Origin of the sequence: Acinetobacter sp. AC1-2, assembly GCF_016124155.1 — a bacterium.
GTDB classification, from domain to species: Bacteria; Pseudomonadota; Gammaproteobacteria; order Pseudomonadales; family Moraxellaceae; genus Acinetobacter; species Acinetobacter calcoaceticus.
The window spans coordinates 1,037,262-1,052,980 of the sequence record NZ_JABFFO010000001.1 but is presented as its reverse complement, the minus strand read 5'-3'; the positions used below and the strand labels follow the sequence as shown (position 1 = coordinate 1,052,980).

The 15,719-nt window shown below is 37.5% G+C and carries 13 protein-coding genes and 1 pseudogene; 2 read left to right on the top strand and 12 right to left on the bottom strand.

Features of this window, described 5'->3' with window-relative positions; translation table 11 throughout:
* Nucleotides 1-149 precede the first annotated feature (149 nt).
* Nucleotides 150-704, bottom strand: a complete 555-nt coding sequence (locus tag HL290_RS04910) for a TetR/AcrR family transcriptional regulator (RefSeq protein WP_198495770.1) — start codon at nt 702-704, stop codon at nt 150-152.
* 1,372 nt (nt 705-2,076) lie between these two features.
* On the opposite strand from HL290_RS04910, the gene HL290_RS04905 reads away from it, so the two are divergent.
* A complete protein-coding gene (locus tag HL290_RS04905; protein WP_045125480.1) occupies nt 2,077-2,553 on the top strand; it encodes a hypothetical protein in 477 nt (158 codons plus the stop codon).
* A gap of 167 nt (nt 2,554-2,720) precedes the next feature.
* Complete coding sequence (locus HL290_RS04900) at nt 2,721-3,161, top strand: HD domain-containing protein (RefSeq protein WP_045125481.1); 441 nt, start codon at nt 2,721-2,723, stop codon at nt 3,159-3,161.
* Between the two features lie 167 nt (nt 3,162-3,328).
* Here the strand turns inward: HL290_RS04900 and HL290_RS04895 are convergent, their stop codons facing one another.
* The 11 genes and pseudogenes from HL290_RS04895 to HL290_RS04845 all read right to left on the bottom strand — a co-directional run bounded on the left by HL290_RS04895 (nt 3,329) and on the right by HL290_RS04845 (nt 15,686).
* On the bottom strand, nt 3,329-4,486 hold the full coding sequence (locus tag HL290_RS04895; RefSeq protein ID WP_198495769.1) for a hypothetical protein: 1,158 nt from the start codon (nt 4,484-4,486) through the stop codon (nt 3,329-3,331).
* Nucleotides 4,483-5,811 (bottom strand): TolC family protein, encoded by a 1,329-nt coding sequence (locus tag HL290_RS04890; RefSeq protein WP_198495768.1) that lies wholly within the window; start codon nt 5,809-5,811, stop codon nt 4,483-4,485. The genes HL290_RS04895 and HL290_RS04890 overlap by 4 nt, the downstream gene beginning before the upstream one ends.
* Entirely contained in the window at nt 5,808-7,394 is a 1,587-nt protein-coding gene (locus tag HL290_RS04885; RefSeq protein ID WP_198495767.1) for a GH3 auxin-responsive promoter family protein, read from the bottom strand. Before HL290_RS04885 ends, HL290_RS04890 begins: the two co-directional genes overlap by 4 nt.
* Nucleotides 7,391-8,179, bottom strand: coding sequence for a hypothetical protein (locus tag HL290_RS04880; RefSeq protein ID WP_171247554.1), 789 nt, complete (start codon nt 8,177-8,179; stop codon nt 7,391-7,393). Before HL290_RS04880 ends, HL290_RS04885 begins: the two co-directional genes overlap by 4 nt.
* A gap of 189 nt (nt 8,180-8,368) precedes the next feature.
* The gene (locus tag HL290_RS04875; protein ID WP_004642857.1) at nt 8,369-9,916 is read right to left on the bottom strand and encodes a DHA2 family efflux MFS transporter permease subunit; all 1,548 of its coding nucleotides are present in this window, start codon (nt 9,914-9,916) and stop codon (nt 8,369-8,371) included.
* A gap of 25 nt (nt 9,917-9,941) precedes the next feature.
* Nucleotides 9,942-11,003, bottom strand: a complete 1,062-nt coding sequence (locus tag HL290_RS04870; protein WP_198495766.1) for an HlyD family secretion protein — start codon at nt 11,001-11,003, stop codon at nt 9,942-9,944.
* A gap of 695 nt (nt 11,004-11,698) precedes the next feature.
* The gene (gene iaaH, locus HL290_RS04865; protein WP_198495765.1) at nt 11,699-13,159 is read right to left on the bottom strand and encodes an indoleacetamide hydrolase; all 1,461 of its coding nucleotides are present in this window, start codon (nt 13,157-13,159) and stop codon (nt 11,699-11,701) included.
* A gap of 91 nt (nt 13,160-13,250) precedes the next feature.
* Complete coding sequence (locus tag HL290_RS04860; RefSeq protein ID WP_198495764.1) at nt 13,251-13,970, bottom strand: response regulator transcription factor; 720 nt, start codon at nt 13,968-13,970, stop codon at nt 13,251-13,253.
* A 210-nt stretch (nt 13,971-14,180) separates the two neighbouring features.
* Nucleotides 14,181-14,639 (bottom strand): hypothetical protein, encoded by a 459-nt coding sequence (locus HL290_RS04855; RefSeq protein WP_017389650.1) that lies wholly within the window; start codon nt 14,637-14,639, stop codon nt 14,181-14,183.
* 143 nt (nt 14,640-14,782) lie between these two features.
* Nucleotides 14,783-14,908 (bottom strand): annotated as a pseudogene (locus HL290_RS04850) (putative peptidoglycan-binding domain-containing protein); the annotation flags it as partial.
* Between the two features lie 76 nt (nt 14,909-14,984).
* Nucleotides 14,985-15,686, bottom strand: coding sequence for a hypothetical protein (locus tag HL290_RS04845; RefSeq protein ID WP_017389651.1), 702 nt, complete (start codon nt 15,684-15,686; stop codon nt 14,985-14,987).
* Nucleotides 15,687-15,719: the final 33 nt, after the last annotated feature.

The following is a 15,719-nucleotide window of genomic DNA, read 5'->3' as shown; positions in this document are numbered from 1 at the left end:
AAGAAGATTACAAAAACAATATACTCAAATTACTAAAGATTACTAGCTAAACAACTACTCAGCTTAATGACTAATCTCACAAGTATTCGCAACAAATATAAAGCATTCTAAAATCTCGTAATTTTAAGGTAATGTTAGTGACTTTTCCCTCACCCAACCCCCAACAAAAAATACTCAAGCAATCTCTTCCGTTCATCTGGTTTGTTTGGGTCTAAAAGCTGAACCATTGCCCCATCAACCACAAACAAAAACATGTGTGCATCTTGTTTTGAAGCATTTTCATTGCTTTTTAAAAGCAAATGATAGATTTCATTGATCAGCCAATTTCGATAATCAACTACGGTCCCATAAGCCTTTGGATGTGTTTTAGCAATTTCAAAAATCGCTTTGAACGGCAAATGGTAAAGCCCATCTAAGTCAGCGTGTAAGTAATAAATTTTGCGGAGTTTTTCAATTAGCGTTAATTCTTTTTGAACATTGATAATCGAGATGACCTCATGTTTAAGGCCATCTTTTTGAAAAGTGAGGCTCATTTCAATGAGGCGTTCTTTTGAGTGAAAGTAGTTATAAAAGGTAGCTTTAGGGATGTTTGCCGCCTCAATAATTCGGTCTACCCCGACATTATGAAAGCCGTATTTGTTAAATAAATATCTTGCTGAATGAAGTACGCCTAAAGCACGAAATGGAAGATCTGAATGTGGCATAGTTTTACCGTTATAAAAAATTATTGTTGTATATAAATGAGATATAAAAAGGCATAGCAAAGCCGTAAAGACTGTGCTTGGCACATCTCAAGTTTTAATTGTTGATCTAAGTTTTAAGTAATAACGAGCTAAAGCCTGAAAAAGCCTTACGGCGATCAAGCTGCGTTAAATGTTTTAAGCTGTGTCGTTATAGCTTTTGGCAATGGTTGCCAAGAAATAATGGATGTGCAAAGCCAACTCCTTATATATGGAGTTCTGCCAGAGCATAAGATTTATGGTGGCAGAACGGAAGAGGGTTCGCAGACTGGTTAAGACATCCAGCACACCCGAGGGTGTCCCTCTCCCGTCCTACCGCTACGGGAGGGAACGAGGAGCTTACGCACAAAACTATTCCTCAGAAGAAATAATCCTGATGCGGTCTTAATACGGTCTGCGACAACCGACTGGCAATGTAGGCCAGCCCGCAAATGGTAATCTTCAATATTTAAGGTGTCAATGTGAAATTGGCTAGAAATTATTTAAATAGTTATTATTTTTCATTTAATTACATAATTAAGAAAATTCTTAAGTAATATTTACAACCTACTTTTATATCATTAAGTTAAAGTTCAAAATTACAAAAACTTAAGGTCTAGAATGGCTTAAATGTTGAGCAACTATTTTCTTTTATGAGTTTATGGAAGCAAGTAAAAGATAATCTGCACTATTTAATCGTTCAATAATAAACCCTTATCTATTCATGATGTAATTTATAATTTTTAAAATATCAATGGATTTCATTAACACTGCACTAATATTTATAAATTCTTCCACCAAAATAATTATTTTATATAAAATACCGTTTATTTTTAATGATTAATATTTATTACAACACCAACCCATTAAAACCTATAAAAAACCACTTTCCAATTAAAATATTAATACAACTTAACAATAATAATTTTAAATTTAATCAAACTAAAATATAATATTTATATTAATTATTTCAGTCACTTATAACACAACAAAAACATTGCTATTTTCATTTAGTGCTTTAATTAGCACTAATAATCACATTTCAATTAGAAGTTATCTTTCTTGATAAAAAATAAAACCATTCCCACATCTAAAAACGATATAGTGAAAAAATCCCAGTAAAATATAATTTGTATCAAAAACAATTTAATTTTCAATAAATATAATATTAACAATCCAACTTAAATGGTATTTTATTAAAGATAAAATATAAGACTAAGACCTATAAATAAATCATACTTTCAAACGCTTTATAACCAATGGTATTTAAAATACCAGACAAAGCATCCAGCGCGATTACTTTTATTAACAATAAAATAAAGCGATTGGATAAAACATAATTTAAGAGGATTTAATCATGTCAACTTCATCAAACACTGTTGTTATTACCGATGATACTGGGCTATTAACCAATATCACATATATTGATGGTTCTGTTGTATATACAGACGGCGAAACCTGTGAACCACCACCCTCTATTACTAAAAAAGGAAATGTTTGGACTATCACTTTAGACTGTGACCGTAGCGGCTCTTCGCAGGTTGCTAATAGTTATGTTGAACTATTACAAAAAGGTAGTCACATGTTTGCTGATAGTCAAAGTAGTGGCGACACCCCTAGCAAGCTTAACTTCTACTTTGGCGTTAATTTGCAAACTTCGTCTGCTTCCATTCCCGTATATCTCGCTCAAGGTCACTATGTTGGACATAACAATTGGTGGTTTGGTAGCCTAGCCGTAACCAATATTGGTGGAAATAAACCTGTTCTATTAATCAATGGTACGAACGTCGCTTTAACAGGCGGTAATAGCTCATTCACTTTATCAAATATTTAAAGCTTATGAAGAATATGCCAATTCATCGTTCACTTAAAAATGAGCAGTCTCATTTCGAGGCTGCTTTTTATATATGCCTAATTTGAGTGTTCAGTATAAACTTGTACTTAAGCGACCCATCTCACAAATTAGGCCGTGTCATATACTTAAAGTGATAAGAGCAAAAAATGACTCAAAATAAAGTTGAATTAGCAGAGAAATTGTCAAAAGAATCGCATCAAGGTCAAAAGTATGGTCCTCATGATTACTTTGATTACCATATTAAAGGTGTGGTCAATTCATTAATTGAGCACCGATTTTCAGAAGTCTATATTATTACCGCCCTTCTCCACGATAGCGTTGAGGACACACCTCTTACACTAGATAAAATCGAAAGTTTATTCGGAAAAGAAGTCCGTGATGCCGTTGATGCATTAACTAAACGGGAAAGTGAAACACGCGAAGAATATTTAATTCGTTGTAGTTTGAATCCAATCGCTCGAGTCGTGAAACTTCATGATGCAGCCTTTAATGCGCATAACTCACATAAAGAAAATAATCAATCACGTGTAGATTATTACCTTCAAACCATGTTAATTGTTTCAACGGCGCAAGATAAGTTGGAATGAAAAGGTCGAATTAGCTAGGTTTATAAAATATAAGACGATCAATTTGATTTTGTAACGTAATCAAAATTTATCATTTAAAAAAAATTTTTTGCTCAACCCTATTTAACTGACTTAAGAATTGAGCAATTTTTTACGCATTTATGATCTACGGCGAACCTATCTTAGAGTTAGATACGTCCAACCTCTAAATATGGAATCAGGTTTTTATCAAAATGTGGTCGTGGGTCGCCTTCATAACTAATAAAACCATGCATTCCTGTTAAGCGCTCACCTTTATAAAACTGGTTTAACTGATAGCGTGGGTCTTTATGTGAAAGCGTAAAACTCACCACACCGACACCCTGCTGTTTTGACTTGTTATAGGCATCTTCAAGCATTTTATGATGCAAAGCTAAATCTTGTGGATGGCACATTAAGGTGTGTAGCACATGGTACTTGATAGAGTCACCAAGTTTAGGCAAACGCATGCCTTTGGTTAGCGGAGTCAATAAGTTATAAACGGGTCTAAAAATTCCAATGACTGAACTGTAATGTAAGATTTTGGTTTGTTTAATACTATGCTGATCCCATAAGCCAAACATGCCCACCAGTTTTTCACCTTTAAAATAAAGCAAAAAGTCCGATAGTTTTATTCCTGAAAAATATTGATGCCCTTGGGCGAGTTCTTCAAAGTTATAAGCTGGAATAAAGTTATAAAACTCGGCCATGTCGCTAATAAACTGATTCATGGCTTCCACATGCTGAGCTTCGGCAACACATGTGCGAATCTCTTGAAGATCACGCTGATTAGCTTGCTTTAAGAAAGTCGTGATTTTTCGTTTTGTGCCTGTGTCGGTCAGGCTTAATGTCTCGATAAGCCCTTCATCATAATAATCGGGCATTCCCGTTTTGCCCGTTTGGATGGCAGCCCGCGCCGCATGGTTATCATCAAAAATAATCATTTGGCTATAATTCGGTTCATGCATGGTTTGTTTTACATGCTTTGCTAAAACCTTAACCAGTGATTTCCCGCGATAGTTGTGGTCTACCCGCAAATCACCAGCGTATCGTAAGTTTTGAACGTTTCGATCGACATAACATGGACGGTAACCATTGCTATAACAAGCGACATGCTTCTGACTCTCGGTGTCTTCAATCACGACATGCAATTTATGTCGATAGACAATGTCAGACGCCCTAAAATAACTTGGTTCACGTTGAAAGCTAATTTGTATCCCTTTGGTGGTCATGGGTACGGCAATCAAGTCTCTTAAAGCCTGATCATCTGCCAAAGTGGCTTCTCGGGTAATCAGGGTATTATCAGCAAGTGGTGTATTTGTTTTCATTCATTATTCACCTGTTGTGCGGTCTGTGTAGGAACCAAGTTATTTAAACGCCCCATTTGGTCGAGTAACTGATAGACAAACACGACTTCGTCTTGGTCATTCACTGTTTTTTGGGTTTGTACATCAAGTAGCTTCTGCTCGGTATTGAGCAAATCAAATGTGGTTTTGGTGCCAACATCAAACTCTTTACGCGTGTAGACAAAGGCAATAGACGCGGCCTCTATGGCATTTGCCAGTGCTTCTTTATTTTGTCGAATGGTTTGAAGCTGTGCATAGCTCGTGCGTGTACGCTTATTCAAATCCAGTTCAAGACTTCGCGTTTTTTGGTTAGCCAAATCTATATCGGCCTGTGCTTTTTTGACATTGGCCCGATTTAAACCGTCATCATAGAGCGGTACATTCAACTGCACCCCAACCATATAGTTATTACTTTCGGAGCCAATATAGCTTGCTTCATCTTGCTTTCCGGCACGACTGGTGAGCATGACCGTAGGCCAAAGTTCACGTTTAGTTAAAGCGTATTGTTTCTCTGCAGCCTGTTTTTCGTATTTGCTACGCATTAAAGCTGGATGATTTTTGGTTTGAGCCAAAATTTCATCTAAGTTAGCGGGAATAGCAGGTAGTTTCTTAATTGCAGCAAGGTTTTCAGGTGTTACACCTGTCACTTGATAAAACTGTGCTTCGCTTACGGTTAAGTTAGATTGAGCTTGTGTAATATCTGCTTGGCCTTGGGCAACTTGAGCCAAAACTTGAGCCAAGTCTGCACGGGTAATCATACCCACGTCAAAACGGCGCTTCGATTCATATAAAGATCGTTGCAGATTTGCCATGGTCTTTTGTCTAAGTTCTAAAATCGCTTTCTTCTTTAATACGTCGGTATAGACCATCACAGTATTTAAAATAGTTTCCGATCTTTGGTCAGATAGCCCTTGGTTTTGTGCAGAGAGCTGGCTTTCGGCAACATCAATCCCCAAACGATGTCGTCCAGAGGTATAAATCGGATAATCCGCCTGCAATTGCAAACTTCGACCTTTACGGTTTCCTTCAGTTGGAAACAGCACTTGTGAAGGCGTATCTATTCTTTCATAGTCAAGTTGCCCGACTAAATTGACTTTAAGTCCATCACGCTGTTTGGCTTGTTCAAGCATAGCGGTCGACTGATTCACGCTTAAACGGCTGACCTCAAGCTGACTTTCGTGTCTTAAGCTGGCAGACAAAGCCTCGTCTAGAGTCATGGCATGTGTATTTGACACAAGCAACACGCCAAGATACAAGGCGTGTCGAAGTGTTAAAAACCGAGTATTAAATTGCTTCATCCCTTTCATAGTTGTTCCAAACTATTCAGGGTGACTTTTTTGAGTGGTTCAGGCTTGATATTACCTTCGATAATGCCATCAAACATGACCAGTTTTTTGTAGGCATTCCAACCATTATTGGCTTGGCGGATTTGAGGTTGGTCGAGCTGTCCCAAGTTTCGTGCAAGTTCATAATGGAAGTTTTGACGCAAGATACTGTCGATATATTCATTGTTAATGCTGTGATGAATTTCACCTTCAAAAAGCACGCAATAAAACGGCTTAACGTGTTGCTCGGTATCAATCGCCAGTAAAGAAATCGCTTTAGATTCCGTTTCATTTAACTGCGACAATAATTGCTGGGCAGTTTCAGGTGCGAGTTTCTCACCGACCAGATCTACACCAAAACGGCGGCCTTGGAACTCAAAACACGGAATTTGCTCGATAAAGCCAGTCACGCGTAAGCAATCATCCATACAGTAACGAAGCAAGCCATTACCCGATGTAATGAGTGGGCTCACCACATCACCTTGTTTAAGCTGCCACGACGGGATGATTTGTCCTTGTTTATCACCCTCTAAATATTCAAATTCATAGAAGTGACTTTGATACGCCAGCGGGTATTGATCGTTATAGGGAATAGTCACTACGCCTTCCGTCGCCCATAGCCCTTTGCCTTCAAACTGCACAGCAGGTAACTTCTCTTTTAATTTTTCGGCCCAAGCTTTTGAACCTGCGGTATCCCAACTCGACACTAAACTTAACTTAGGCCATAGTTGTTTGAAGTCGATCTGTACGCCATTTGAACTGTCAATTAAGGCTTGAGCACTTTCAGGGCTATGCGGTGCAGTCACTTCTTTTAATGAAGCCTGACGATTGCCCCATGAACCACTTTGTAAAACTTCAATCACGTCTTGTTGTAGTAACTCCAAACGCTCAAGCAATTGCAACGCAAAAGTTGGACTCCACACCGAAATCATGGCTAAGTTACGGTTTGCCACCAAATAGCAAATGGTGGCAAAGAGTGCATCGTCGGCATTGGCTGCAAATGCAACATTACTTGGAACCGCTTGGGTAAATTTAGATAAAATTCGCTTACCTACACCCAGTAGCGCACTATCATCATTTAGGTTTTTATCTTTTAAAACTTCACGCTGACTTTCTGGTAACCATGACACCGACCAGTAATGCGTTCCCGAACTAAGCTGCGGACATTTACGGTATAAACTCGCCATCCACGGCGCAATCGCATGGTCAAGCTCATCTAAAAACAGCTTGGTATATGGAATAAACTTGATTTGTTCACTCGACCCGCTGGTCGGCTGGAAACGAACCAGTTTACTACTAGACAGTGAAAGCTTTTGCTCACGATAACGTTGAATGTCTTCTCGCCATGCGCCATAACGTGTCGCAGGAAATGATTTTACAAACTGCTCATAGTTTTGAACTTTTTTATCTTTAGCAAATGTAGAGGTCTGTAAAATCGAATGCAGGATTTGACGTTGTGTCGCTTCTAACGCATTAAACTGTTTTTGAAAATTACGATCGGATGCATCACACCATTTTTTTAAAATAAGATGTGAGCCAAGAGTCAACCATTCATTAGATTTCATTGGATGGCCTCTCTACGTTTTGTTTTATGTGTTACACAGGCTTCAAATTTTCCCTTGCTCGTGGGTTTGGTGATGAGCTTTACTGGGAAACGCGCAAGATCTTTCCAGCCTAATCGACCAATACACGGTAATTCTGTACCCGCACTCCATGTTGGATTCATTTGCTCAAAGAAATGAATATTTGGGTTCTTCTGTCTCATTTCGGCAGTAATCGGTGCAACTTCACCTTTTAATGGTTGATAGTCATCACCAAAGTTGAGTAAGCCAGCTTCACGGTCGTAGTATTCCCCAAAGAATTTCTCACAGTAGTGCTCAACCACTTCCGAGAGATGCTGATTTTCATCTTTAATGTTTGGGTAATATACATAATAGTTATTGGCGAGTAAGAGATAGGTCTTATAGCCTTTAGAAATGAGTAGCCAATAGAGTTCGTTAAATGGATATTTGATTCGAAGCTTGATCATGAGTTTGAGCATGGTACTTTGCAGACTACGCGTGCCCCAAAACTTCTTCAAAATGACCGTATCACCGCTAAATAACACGGTGTAGTCTTTACCGTTTAAGTAAAAGTGCTGCACAACAACGGTTGAGAACCCCACAATCTCATCTGTTTCCGAGTCAAAAATTAAGATTGCACCACTTTTATTTTTAAAATCATCTACGAAAATAGAAAATCTCGTATTTTCATAATACTGTTCGTAAATGGAATACATCACTTTTAATCGGTCAGTATCGATTTGCTCTTTTTCAAAATATTGACCATAAGTCGTGTTTTTCAGGTTCAATTTTGAAATCAATTTATACGTTGTATTAATCATAATCCTTTAACCTTCCACCTCTAATTTGCGAGTTTTCCGATCTCATCTACCGATATAAGAAAACTCATAAAAATGTTCTTTTTCTATGAAGGGATACGTTTTGATATGCCCTATTGTTTTTCATTCTTTGAAAGCTGCCCTATTTTTTCTAAATCGCTACATATTCATTTTCTTCCCCCGATCCATAAAGATGGTTAAAAAGGCGGTCACAAACATGATGATTGCGAGCATGCGTAATAAATCATTAAAACTAGATGTAAGCGCTTGAAAATGAATGTCACGATAGATCACGCTGAGCGCAATTTGCTGTGCATTTGAGCCGACTTCCTGATATTGCGCCGTGAGCTGATCGAGTCTTTCTGTAAAGATCCAGTTCTGCGGGGTCATCGACTGATTAATCTGGGTAACATGCAGTGCAGTCAGCCAATCTAAAGATGAGTTAATCAGTGCCAATCCAACCGCGCCGCCGATATTGCGCATGAGGTTATAAATACCGCTGGCGTCGGCAACTTTACTCAGTGGCAAGGTGCTCATGGCTAAATGTGAAACCACAATCAAGCAGATCATGAGGCCAATGCCACGATAGATTTGCGGCCAGAACATAAAGTCATAATCGCTGTGAATGCTGAGGTGAGAATTGAGCCATACACCAAAACCAGCCAGAATCATTCCGACAAATACAGTTTTGCGGGTATCAAAATTGGGAATGAGCCACGCAAGAAACGGCGCAAAGCAGAACATGACAATACCTGTCACCATCATGACGTGACCAATTTGGCTACTGTTCATTTCACGGACTTGCCCCAGAAACACGGGAATCATGTAACCCAAGCCATAGAGCGCCATACCAATCACAAAAGTCGTGATGGCACTTAAGGTAAAGTTTTTATTTTTAAATACTGATAAATCGAGCAATGGCTTAGGCTGGGTAAAGCTTCTAGAGAAGAAGATCATGCCGCCCACAACACAGACCATAAAAGCAATCCGAACACCTGTGTCTGCAAGCCAGTCGTGCCGTGCACCTTCATCAAGGAAATATTCAAGCCCACCTAAAAACATCGCCATGCCAATGAGGCTGAACCAGTCCATGCTTTTGATGAGTGAATGATTCGCACGGTCGATATTTGGACCCGAGTAGATCACCGTAGCGATAATAATGCCCGGAATGATATTAATCAGGAACATCCAGTGCCATGAGAAGTTATTGGTTAACCAGCCGCCAATGGTTGGGCCGATGGCTGGACCTAAGGTACTGATCATTCCAAACATGACCAAAGGCAATGAGCGTTTTGCTTCGGGAAAAAGTAAGTACAAGGCCGTCATGGAAGTCGGAATCATTCCGCCGCCCATAAAGCCTTGAATGCCACGGAAAACCAGTAAACTCTCTAAGTTCCATGCCAATGCACAAAGTAACGAGCTGATGGTGAAGCCAATTGCACAGATGGTGTAATACACCCGTGTCGAAAGTACCCTCGAGACAATACTCGACATTGGAATCGCAATAATTTCGGCAATTAAGTAAACCGTTTGCACCCAAGTCACTTCATAACGACTTGCACTCATGCCGGCTTGAACTTCGTTTAAAGAACTCGCCACAATCTGAATATCAAGTATTGCCATAAAGTTGCCAAAAATCATGGCAGCAAAAATTGCCCAAGCCGTCTTTGCGGGAAACTTCCACTCAGCGTCAATATGCTTATTCATTTCTTATTACCTAAAAATTTTATTATTAAGTTCTTAGGTCAACCGTAGCGCTAACCGACATTCCGGGTTTTATAAGATCAATATGCGGACTTGAATCTATGGCAATGCGTACAGGAATACGTTGTACAACCTTGTTAAAGTTGCCTGTGGCATTGTCTGGTGGCATGAGTGAGAAAGTTGCGCCTGAAGCTGGAGAAAAGCTTTCAATTGTTCCGCTGTAAGTCAGGCTTGGATAAGCATCAAGTTTTAATTTAACTTTCTGACCAATATGCATTTTTTCAATTTGAGTTTCTTTGAAGTTCGCTTGTACATACAAACTATTTTCAGGAATAATCGCCATTAAGCGGGTTTGCGGAGAAACACGCGAACCTTTCTGGATCGCAAGGCTTCCTATTTTCCCTGCGACTGGGCTCACCACTTTTGATGAAGCCAAATCAATTTGATAAAGGTTTAAGTTTGCATTGGCACTTTGAATATCTGCCAAAAGTTGCGCTCTACTCGCTTGTAAACTACCCAACTGAGCTTCTGCGGCATTTACGGCGGCTTGTGCCTTACTTAGCTGTGCTTGAGCCGTTAAATACTGAGACTGAACCCCTTCAAAGTTTTGGCGGGTAATTACCCCATCTTTTAATAAATCTTGATAACGTTCAAAATCTTTTCTTAAGCGAGATAAGTCTGCTTGCGCTGCAACGACACCACTATTTGCTTCAGTAATGGAAGACTTGGCAGACTTTTCATTTTGTTGTTGTACGCCTAGCGCTGCTTCTTTTAAGCTCACGACAGAGCTAGCTTGATCGTAACGGGCTTGGTAATCGCGGTGATCTAATACAGCTAAAGTTTCCCCTTTCTTTACAAACTGATTATCGTTAATTAATAACTCCATCACTTCGCCTGAAATCTTTGGCATTACCCAAGTAACATCTGCTTGCACATAAGCATTATCAGTAGATTGATAAAATCGGTATACAAAAAAATAATATATAATGCCCACGACTAAAAATAACAGCAGGACACTAAAAACACCCCAAGTTATCTTTTTTCGACTTTGGAAATTAGTATCAGTTTCTAGCTGAGCTACGTTATCCATATTCATTCCGTTTATTTGTAATATTCGATTTTTTATTTACACCAATAAACTATTAGCGTCTTTTTTACGTAACTTTTCACTTGGTTTATTCAATGAATCGTGACAGCGTAAAATTTGGTGCAAATTATGATTCTTAAATCGATTAAATATCATTGACCGTTTTGACATATATTTTTTCTATTTACGCCAATCCACTGCATGCTATAAAAAATATGTTTAAAAATTATGTAATTTTATATTTTTTGAAATTTCTATTTATAACCAATTATCTAAAAAATTAATTTATTAATTACAATCAATATCTTAGTATAATTATTTTTCGTATCAAAGTGATTAATTGACAGGAAAATTCATTGCATTAATATTAAAAATTAGCCTTCAATTTGTAGTACTTATGTAGAATTAATTAAGGTAATGTGTAATTTAAAAAAAGGTTATTAATAAGTTTTCTAATATTTATAGAAACATAAAATATAAATGTTCTTATTTATCAAAATAGTTAAATAAAACTTATTAAAGATGTATTTTAATAAATTTATGATTAACTATATTAAGTGGAATAGCAGAGAAATTCTAAGCCCAAGCCAACATCCTTTCAAGAAACTAAGCATTATTAACAAATGAAATTAATCATAAAAAAGAGTTACTTTTAACTCTTTTTTATTTAGAAAATAGAGAATTATCAGTTTATTTTTTTACTTATTTAAAACCTTAAAAATTTCTTCTAAAGTCTCTCCAATCGCAAGTATTTCACTATCCTGATGAGGTAAACCATCAATCTCCAACCCAATGGGTAGTTGCGATTTTGCCCCCTTTCCAATGGGTAAACTCAGTCCTGGTAATCCGATATTACTGCCTGGGTCTGTATTTCGAATTAATGTTTGGAAATTTTCAATTGAACTGACTTGCTCGTTTACTAGTGGTGCAACGATGGCTGATGTTGGGAACAATAAAGCATGTAAATTATGCGCTTTAAATGTGTTTTGGTAGAGTTCAAGCAATTGTGGACGAGCTTCTCTCATCGCTTTTTCATAGACAGATAAGACAGGAACAAGTTGCCCAGTCTGATCTTGAATTAATTGAGGAAGGATATTCTGTTTAAAAATTGCCTGAACATCTGGGCTTGAGATCTGATCAATTACATCTTCTAAAGACAGATTTACATGATGATCTTTCAAATATTGAATAAGGTCATATTTGCCTTCATAGACAACCACTGGAAATGAAATAGCATGATTGAGTTGTTCTAAATTTGGCATATCGACATTAATAATTTCGACTCCTGCATCTTTTAAAAGACCAAGTGTAATATGAGCTTGTTGATGAACGTCTTCATCTAAATGATTCCAAAAATATGGATTAATACCGAGTCTAATTTGATGAGGCTGTAAAGGTTCTTTCTTTGGCTCTTGAGTAATCAGCTGATCAATTAAGATAATGTCAGATACGGTATGTGCTATAGGGCCGGCAGTATCCCGCGTATGTGAAATTGGGGTAATACTCTCTTGTGAATATCGTCCTACCGTTGGACGAAAACCGACACAACCATTTAAAGCACTTGGCAATCGAATAGAAGCACCAGTATCTGTACCAATAGCAATCGGAACCATTCCCGCGGCGACAGCCACTGCACTACCTGAAGAAGACCCACCAGCAATATGTAATGGGTTTACCGCATTTCGTGTACCGACAACCCCTTCTATATGCATAGCAGTATTATAACCTGTTACACCAAAGGCCAATTCGTGCATATTGGTTTTACCCACAATGATCGCGCCGTGATCAATGAGCTTTTGAATAATCGGTGCGGAGGTTTGAGGCTTAAAGTTGGCTAAAGCTGGTGTGCCTGCACTGTTAGGGAAACCTTCAACATGAATATTATCTTTAACCGCAATTAAAATGCCCATCAAAGCTGGACATGGCTTTCCACTCAGTAGGTATTTATCCCAATACTGAGCTTGTTGAATTGCTGAAACTTTATCTGTGCTAATAAATGCATTTAAAGATTGCTGTTTTTCAATAGTGGCGAAGTAATGATGAACGAGTTCTTCGCAAGATACTTTTCTCTCTTGAATCAATTGAGTGATGACATCTACTGAAGCACTTGCTAAATCGAGTGTTTCAATCCAATTATTTTTTTCAACTGCATTTGACATGATGACTTAAAATCCATTTAAGTTGTGATCTTAAGAACTTAGTACAAATTGCTCATTCATTCGTATCCTCAAAATTGAGGATTGCTTTGTTTTAATGTTGAATGAGTAAAGCCATTTCAGTGCGATTATTACAGCCTATTTTTCTCATAGAATTATTCAGATGGGTTCTTAATGTGGTAAAGCTAATGCCAAGTAAATTTGCAACATGTTTATCACTTAAGCCTTTAGAGACCAAATGAACCACTTCTTGTTCACGCGGAGTCAGGCCGTATTGTGTAGATAAATCTGCTGGTAAGGCTTGAGTAAAATAAGGTTCAAGCAGATTTAATATTCTTTTTTCACGCTCACAAAACATGTCAGCGTCTTGTGCACGCCAAATGCGCAAATCACCAATATCCATACCATTTCGGACAAAATAAATATTTATACCGTGATACAAACCATAGGCTCTCAGAAACTCATTGTAATAGCTTGTTTTTTTAAGATCAGCAAGAGGCATAACCTCATTGACGAAGGTCGGTTTCTGAAGTTTACGAAGTTGTGCAGTAATTGGATCATCAAATTGCCAAATACACTCATAGTCCTCCATCGCTTTGGGATCGATTTTCCATATCACGCCTTCTTTCGATAAGTTATTCGTTGGATCCCAAATATACGATGCGGCAAAATCAGCCCGTAATAAGATGGCAATATCTGCAATGATGTTTTCACGTAAATTGTATTGCCCTTTCCCAGAGCCAAGTTTCCATAATATTTCAGAAAACAATGTAAACTCAGATGGGCTAAAATCCTTTTCTAAAAGCGCAGTCATAGTCTGCCTATTTAACGAAATCTATCGAATTTTAAGAAAAATGGAGCTTATGCTCTTCTATAACACACATATAGAAAATTTAAAGAGTTTGTACAACAACAAATTTGAAAATATAGAAATAAAATCGCTTGATGAAGAAACAAAAGAACTTTTAATAAGATATGTAGATATAAAAAAGCACCCTAGAGTGCTTTTTTATGAACTACTTAATTATTGATTGCAAACTTCCTTATCTAATCTAGTCTCTGTAATAAGTCTGCCATTGAGATCTGAATAGATAAATTTGATAACATAGCTATTTGCTCTTTGAAATTCATGAATATAGTTTTGCCGACATAATTCAGAAATTCTCTTGGGATTATTATACAGTTGCGCAACCACTTTCAAACTATTGTTATCAAGCTTCCTGTGTATTCTATAAGAGTACATAACTTGAAATGGTGTCGCCATCATTGATACTACTTCTTCATCACTATTAAGCATTACTGGCAAACTAAGTGACTCTCTATTTGCTAATTGCTTGAAGAAAGTTGCTGCGTCTGCAATATTTTTATACCTATAGTTTTTATCTATTAATCCCGAATTTAAAAATTCCTTATCAACTTTTGTTTCTGCACCATAGCTCAAAAAAGCTGTTGTAGTTAGTATAAAAAATAAAAAAATTCTCATAATTCACTCCCCATTGGTGCGAAGAGAATATCACAATCTTAAATTCATAACCCTTGATTATTAATCAATTTTTGAGCCTTAGTAGGTGTCATGCCAAGACTCTGTGCATCCCAATAGCAGAACGTTCAGTAAAACCCGAACCCTCATAACGAAACGCGGTTAGCAATCCAGCCATAGAAAAATTGTTCCTGGCTAGGATTGCGCTCACAGATTTCAATATAGCGCTGGCCTTGCATAATATTCAGCACTCGAACTAATACCTTCTCTCCCACATTTGGCCAAATAATTCATAGAGCTAAAAATAACTTTGTTAATCCTGGTCCAGTTGGACCAATGGGCAAAATATTACACATTTGAAGTAGTTAAAAAGTTGTTCTCAATATGAATGGCAAAGCTACATCCAGTCTCACATGATTGTAAATACAGGTCAAAAGACGGCGTAACACTAGTATCTATAGAGGCTTGTTTCGCAAAAATAGTCTTTAAATACTCTATATAGTAACTAATGAAATGCCCCTCACTTTCAAAGCTATTTAGGCTCCTTAAATTGCGCTGGAAGTCTTGTAATAATGCTAAATCGGAAGGAATATTTAAACAGCATACCTCTATGGTCCATTCTTTAATTTCATTAACTTTGGCTCTTAAATATTCACCTCCACCAAGTTTAAATGTCTCAAAAAATGGCTGTATAGGTATTGTATATAATGAGGTTTCACAGCCATTAAACATTGAGAATATAAGCGTATTATTAGAAAGAAGCTCTTTTGGAACCCCTTCAGACAATCTTCTTTCTATTTCCATTTGAATAGCATTCACTTGTTCAAGTTTTTGTTCTTGTTCTGTTAAATTTTCAAAATAATTCATTATACGATTTATAAATAAACTGTCTCCTGTGCCTGTAATAGCACCACGGCACCATAACTTTATTTTCGCCTCATCATCATGAGATATTCTTAATAATCCAGAGTTTATATCATATACCATCGCTCTTTTATCAGCGGCAATCAGTATACAATCTCCGAGATGCGCCGAAACAATCATGGTCATAAGTGTATTTTTTGAGTTTAAACAAGTTATGTT

Excerpts from the sequence above, each read along its gene's own strand:
- HL290_RS04860 (WP_198495764.1), bottom strand. The coding sequence starts at position 13,970 with ATGACTGCGCTTTTAGAAAAGGATTTTAGCCCATCTGAGTTTACATTG.
- HL290_RS04890 (WP_198495768.1), bottom strand. The coding sequence starts at position 5,811 with ATGAAAGGGATGAAGCAATTTAATACTCGGTTTTTAACACTTCGACAC.
- iaaH (WP_198495765.1), bottom strand. The coding sequence starts at position 13,159 with ATGTCAAATGCAGTTGAAAAAAATAATTGGATTGAAACACTCGATTTA.
- HL290_RS04870 (WP_198495766.1), bottom strand. The coding sequence starts at position 11,003 with ATGGATAACGTAGCTCAGCTAGAAACTGATACTAATTTCCAAAGTCGA.
- HL290_RS04875 (WP_004642857.1), bottom strand. The coding sequence starts at position 9,916 with ATGAATAAGCATATTGACGCTGAGTGGAAGTTTCCCGCAAAGACGGCT.
- HL290_RS04900 (WP_045125481.1), top strand. The coding sequence starts at position 2,721 with ATGACTCAAAATAAAGTTGAATTAGCAGAGAAATTGTCAAAAGAATCG.
- HL290_RS04845 (WP_017389651.1), bottom strand. The coding sequence starts at position 15,686 with ATGACCATGATTGTTTCGGCGCATCTCGGAGATTGTATACTGATTGCC.
- HL290_RS04855 (WP_017389650.1), bottom strand. The coding sequence starts at position 14,639 with ATGAGAATTTTTTTATTTTTTATACTAACTACAACAGCTTTTTTGAGC.
- HL290_RS04885 (WP_198495767.1), bottom strand. The coding sequence starts at position 7,394 with ATGAAATCTAATGAATGGTTGACTCTTGGCTCACATCTTATTTTAAAA.
- HL290_RS04905 (WP_045125480.1), top strand. The coding sequence starts at position 2,077 with ATGTCAACTTCATCAAACACTGTTGTTATTACCGATGATACTGGGCTA.
- HL290_RS04910 (WP_198495770.1), bottom strand. The coding sequence starts at position 704 with ATGCCACATTCAGATCTTCCATTTCGTGCTTTAGGCGTACTTCATTCA.
- HL290_RS04895 (WP_198495769.1), bottom strand. The coding sequence starts at position 4,486 with ATGAAAACAAATACACCACTTGCTGATAATACCCTGATTACCCGAGAA.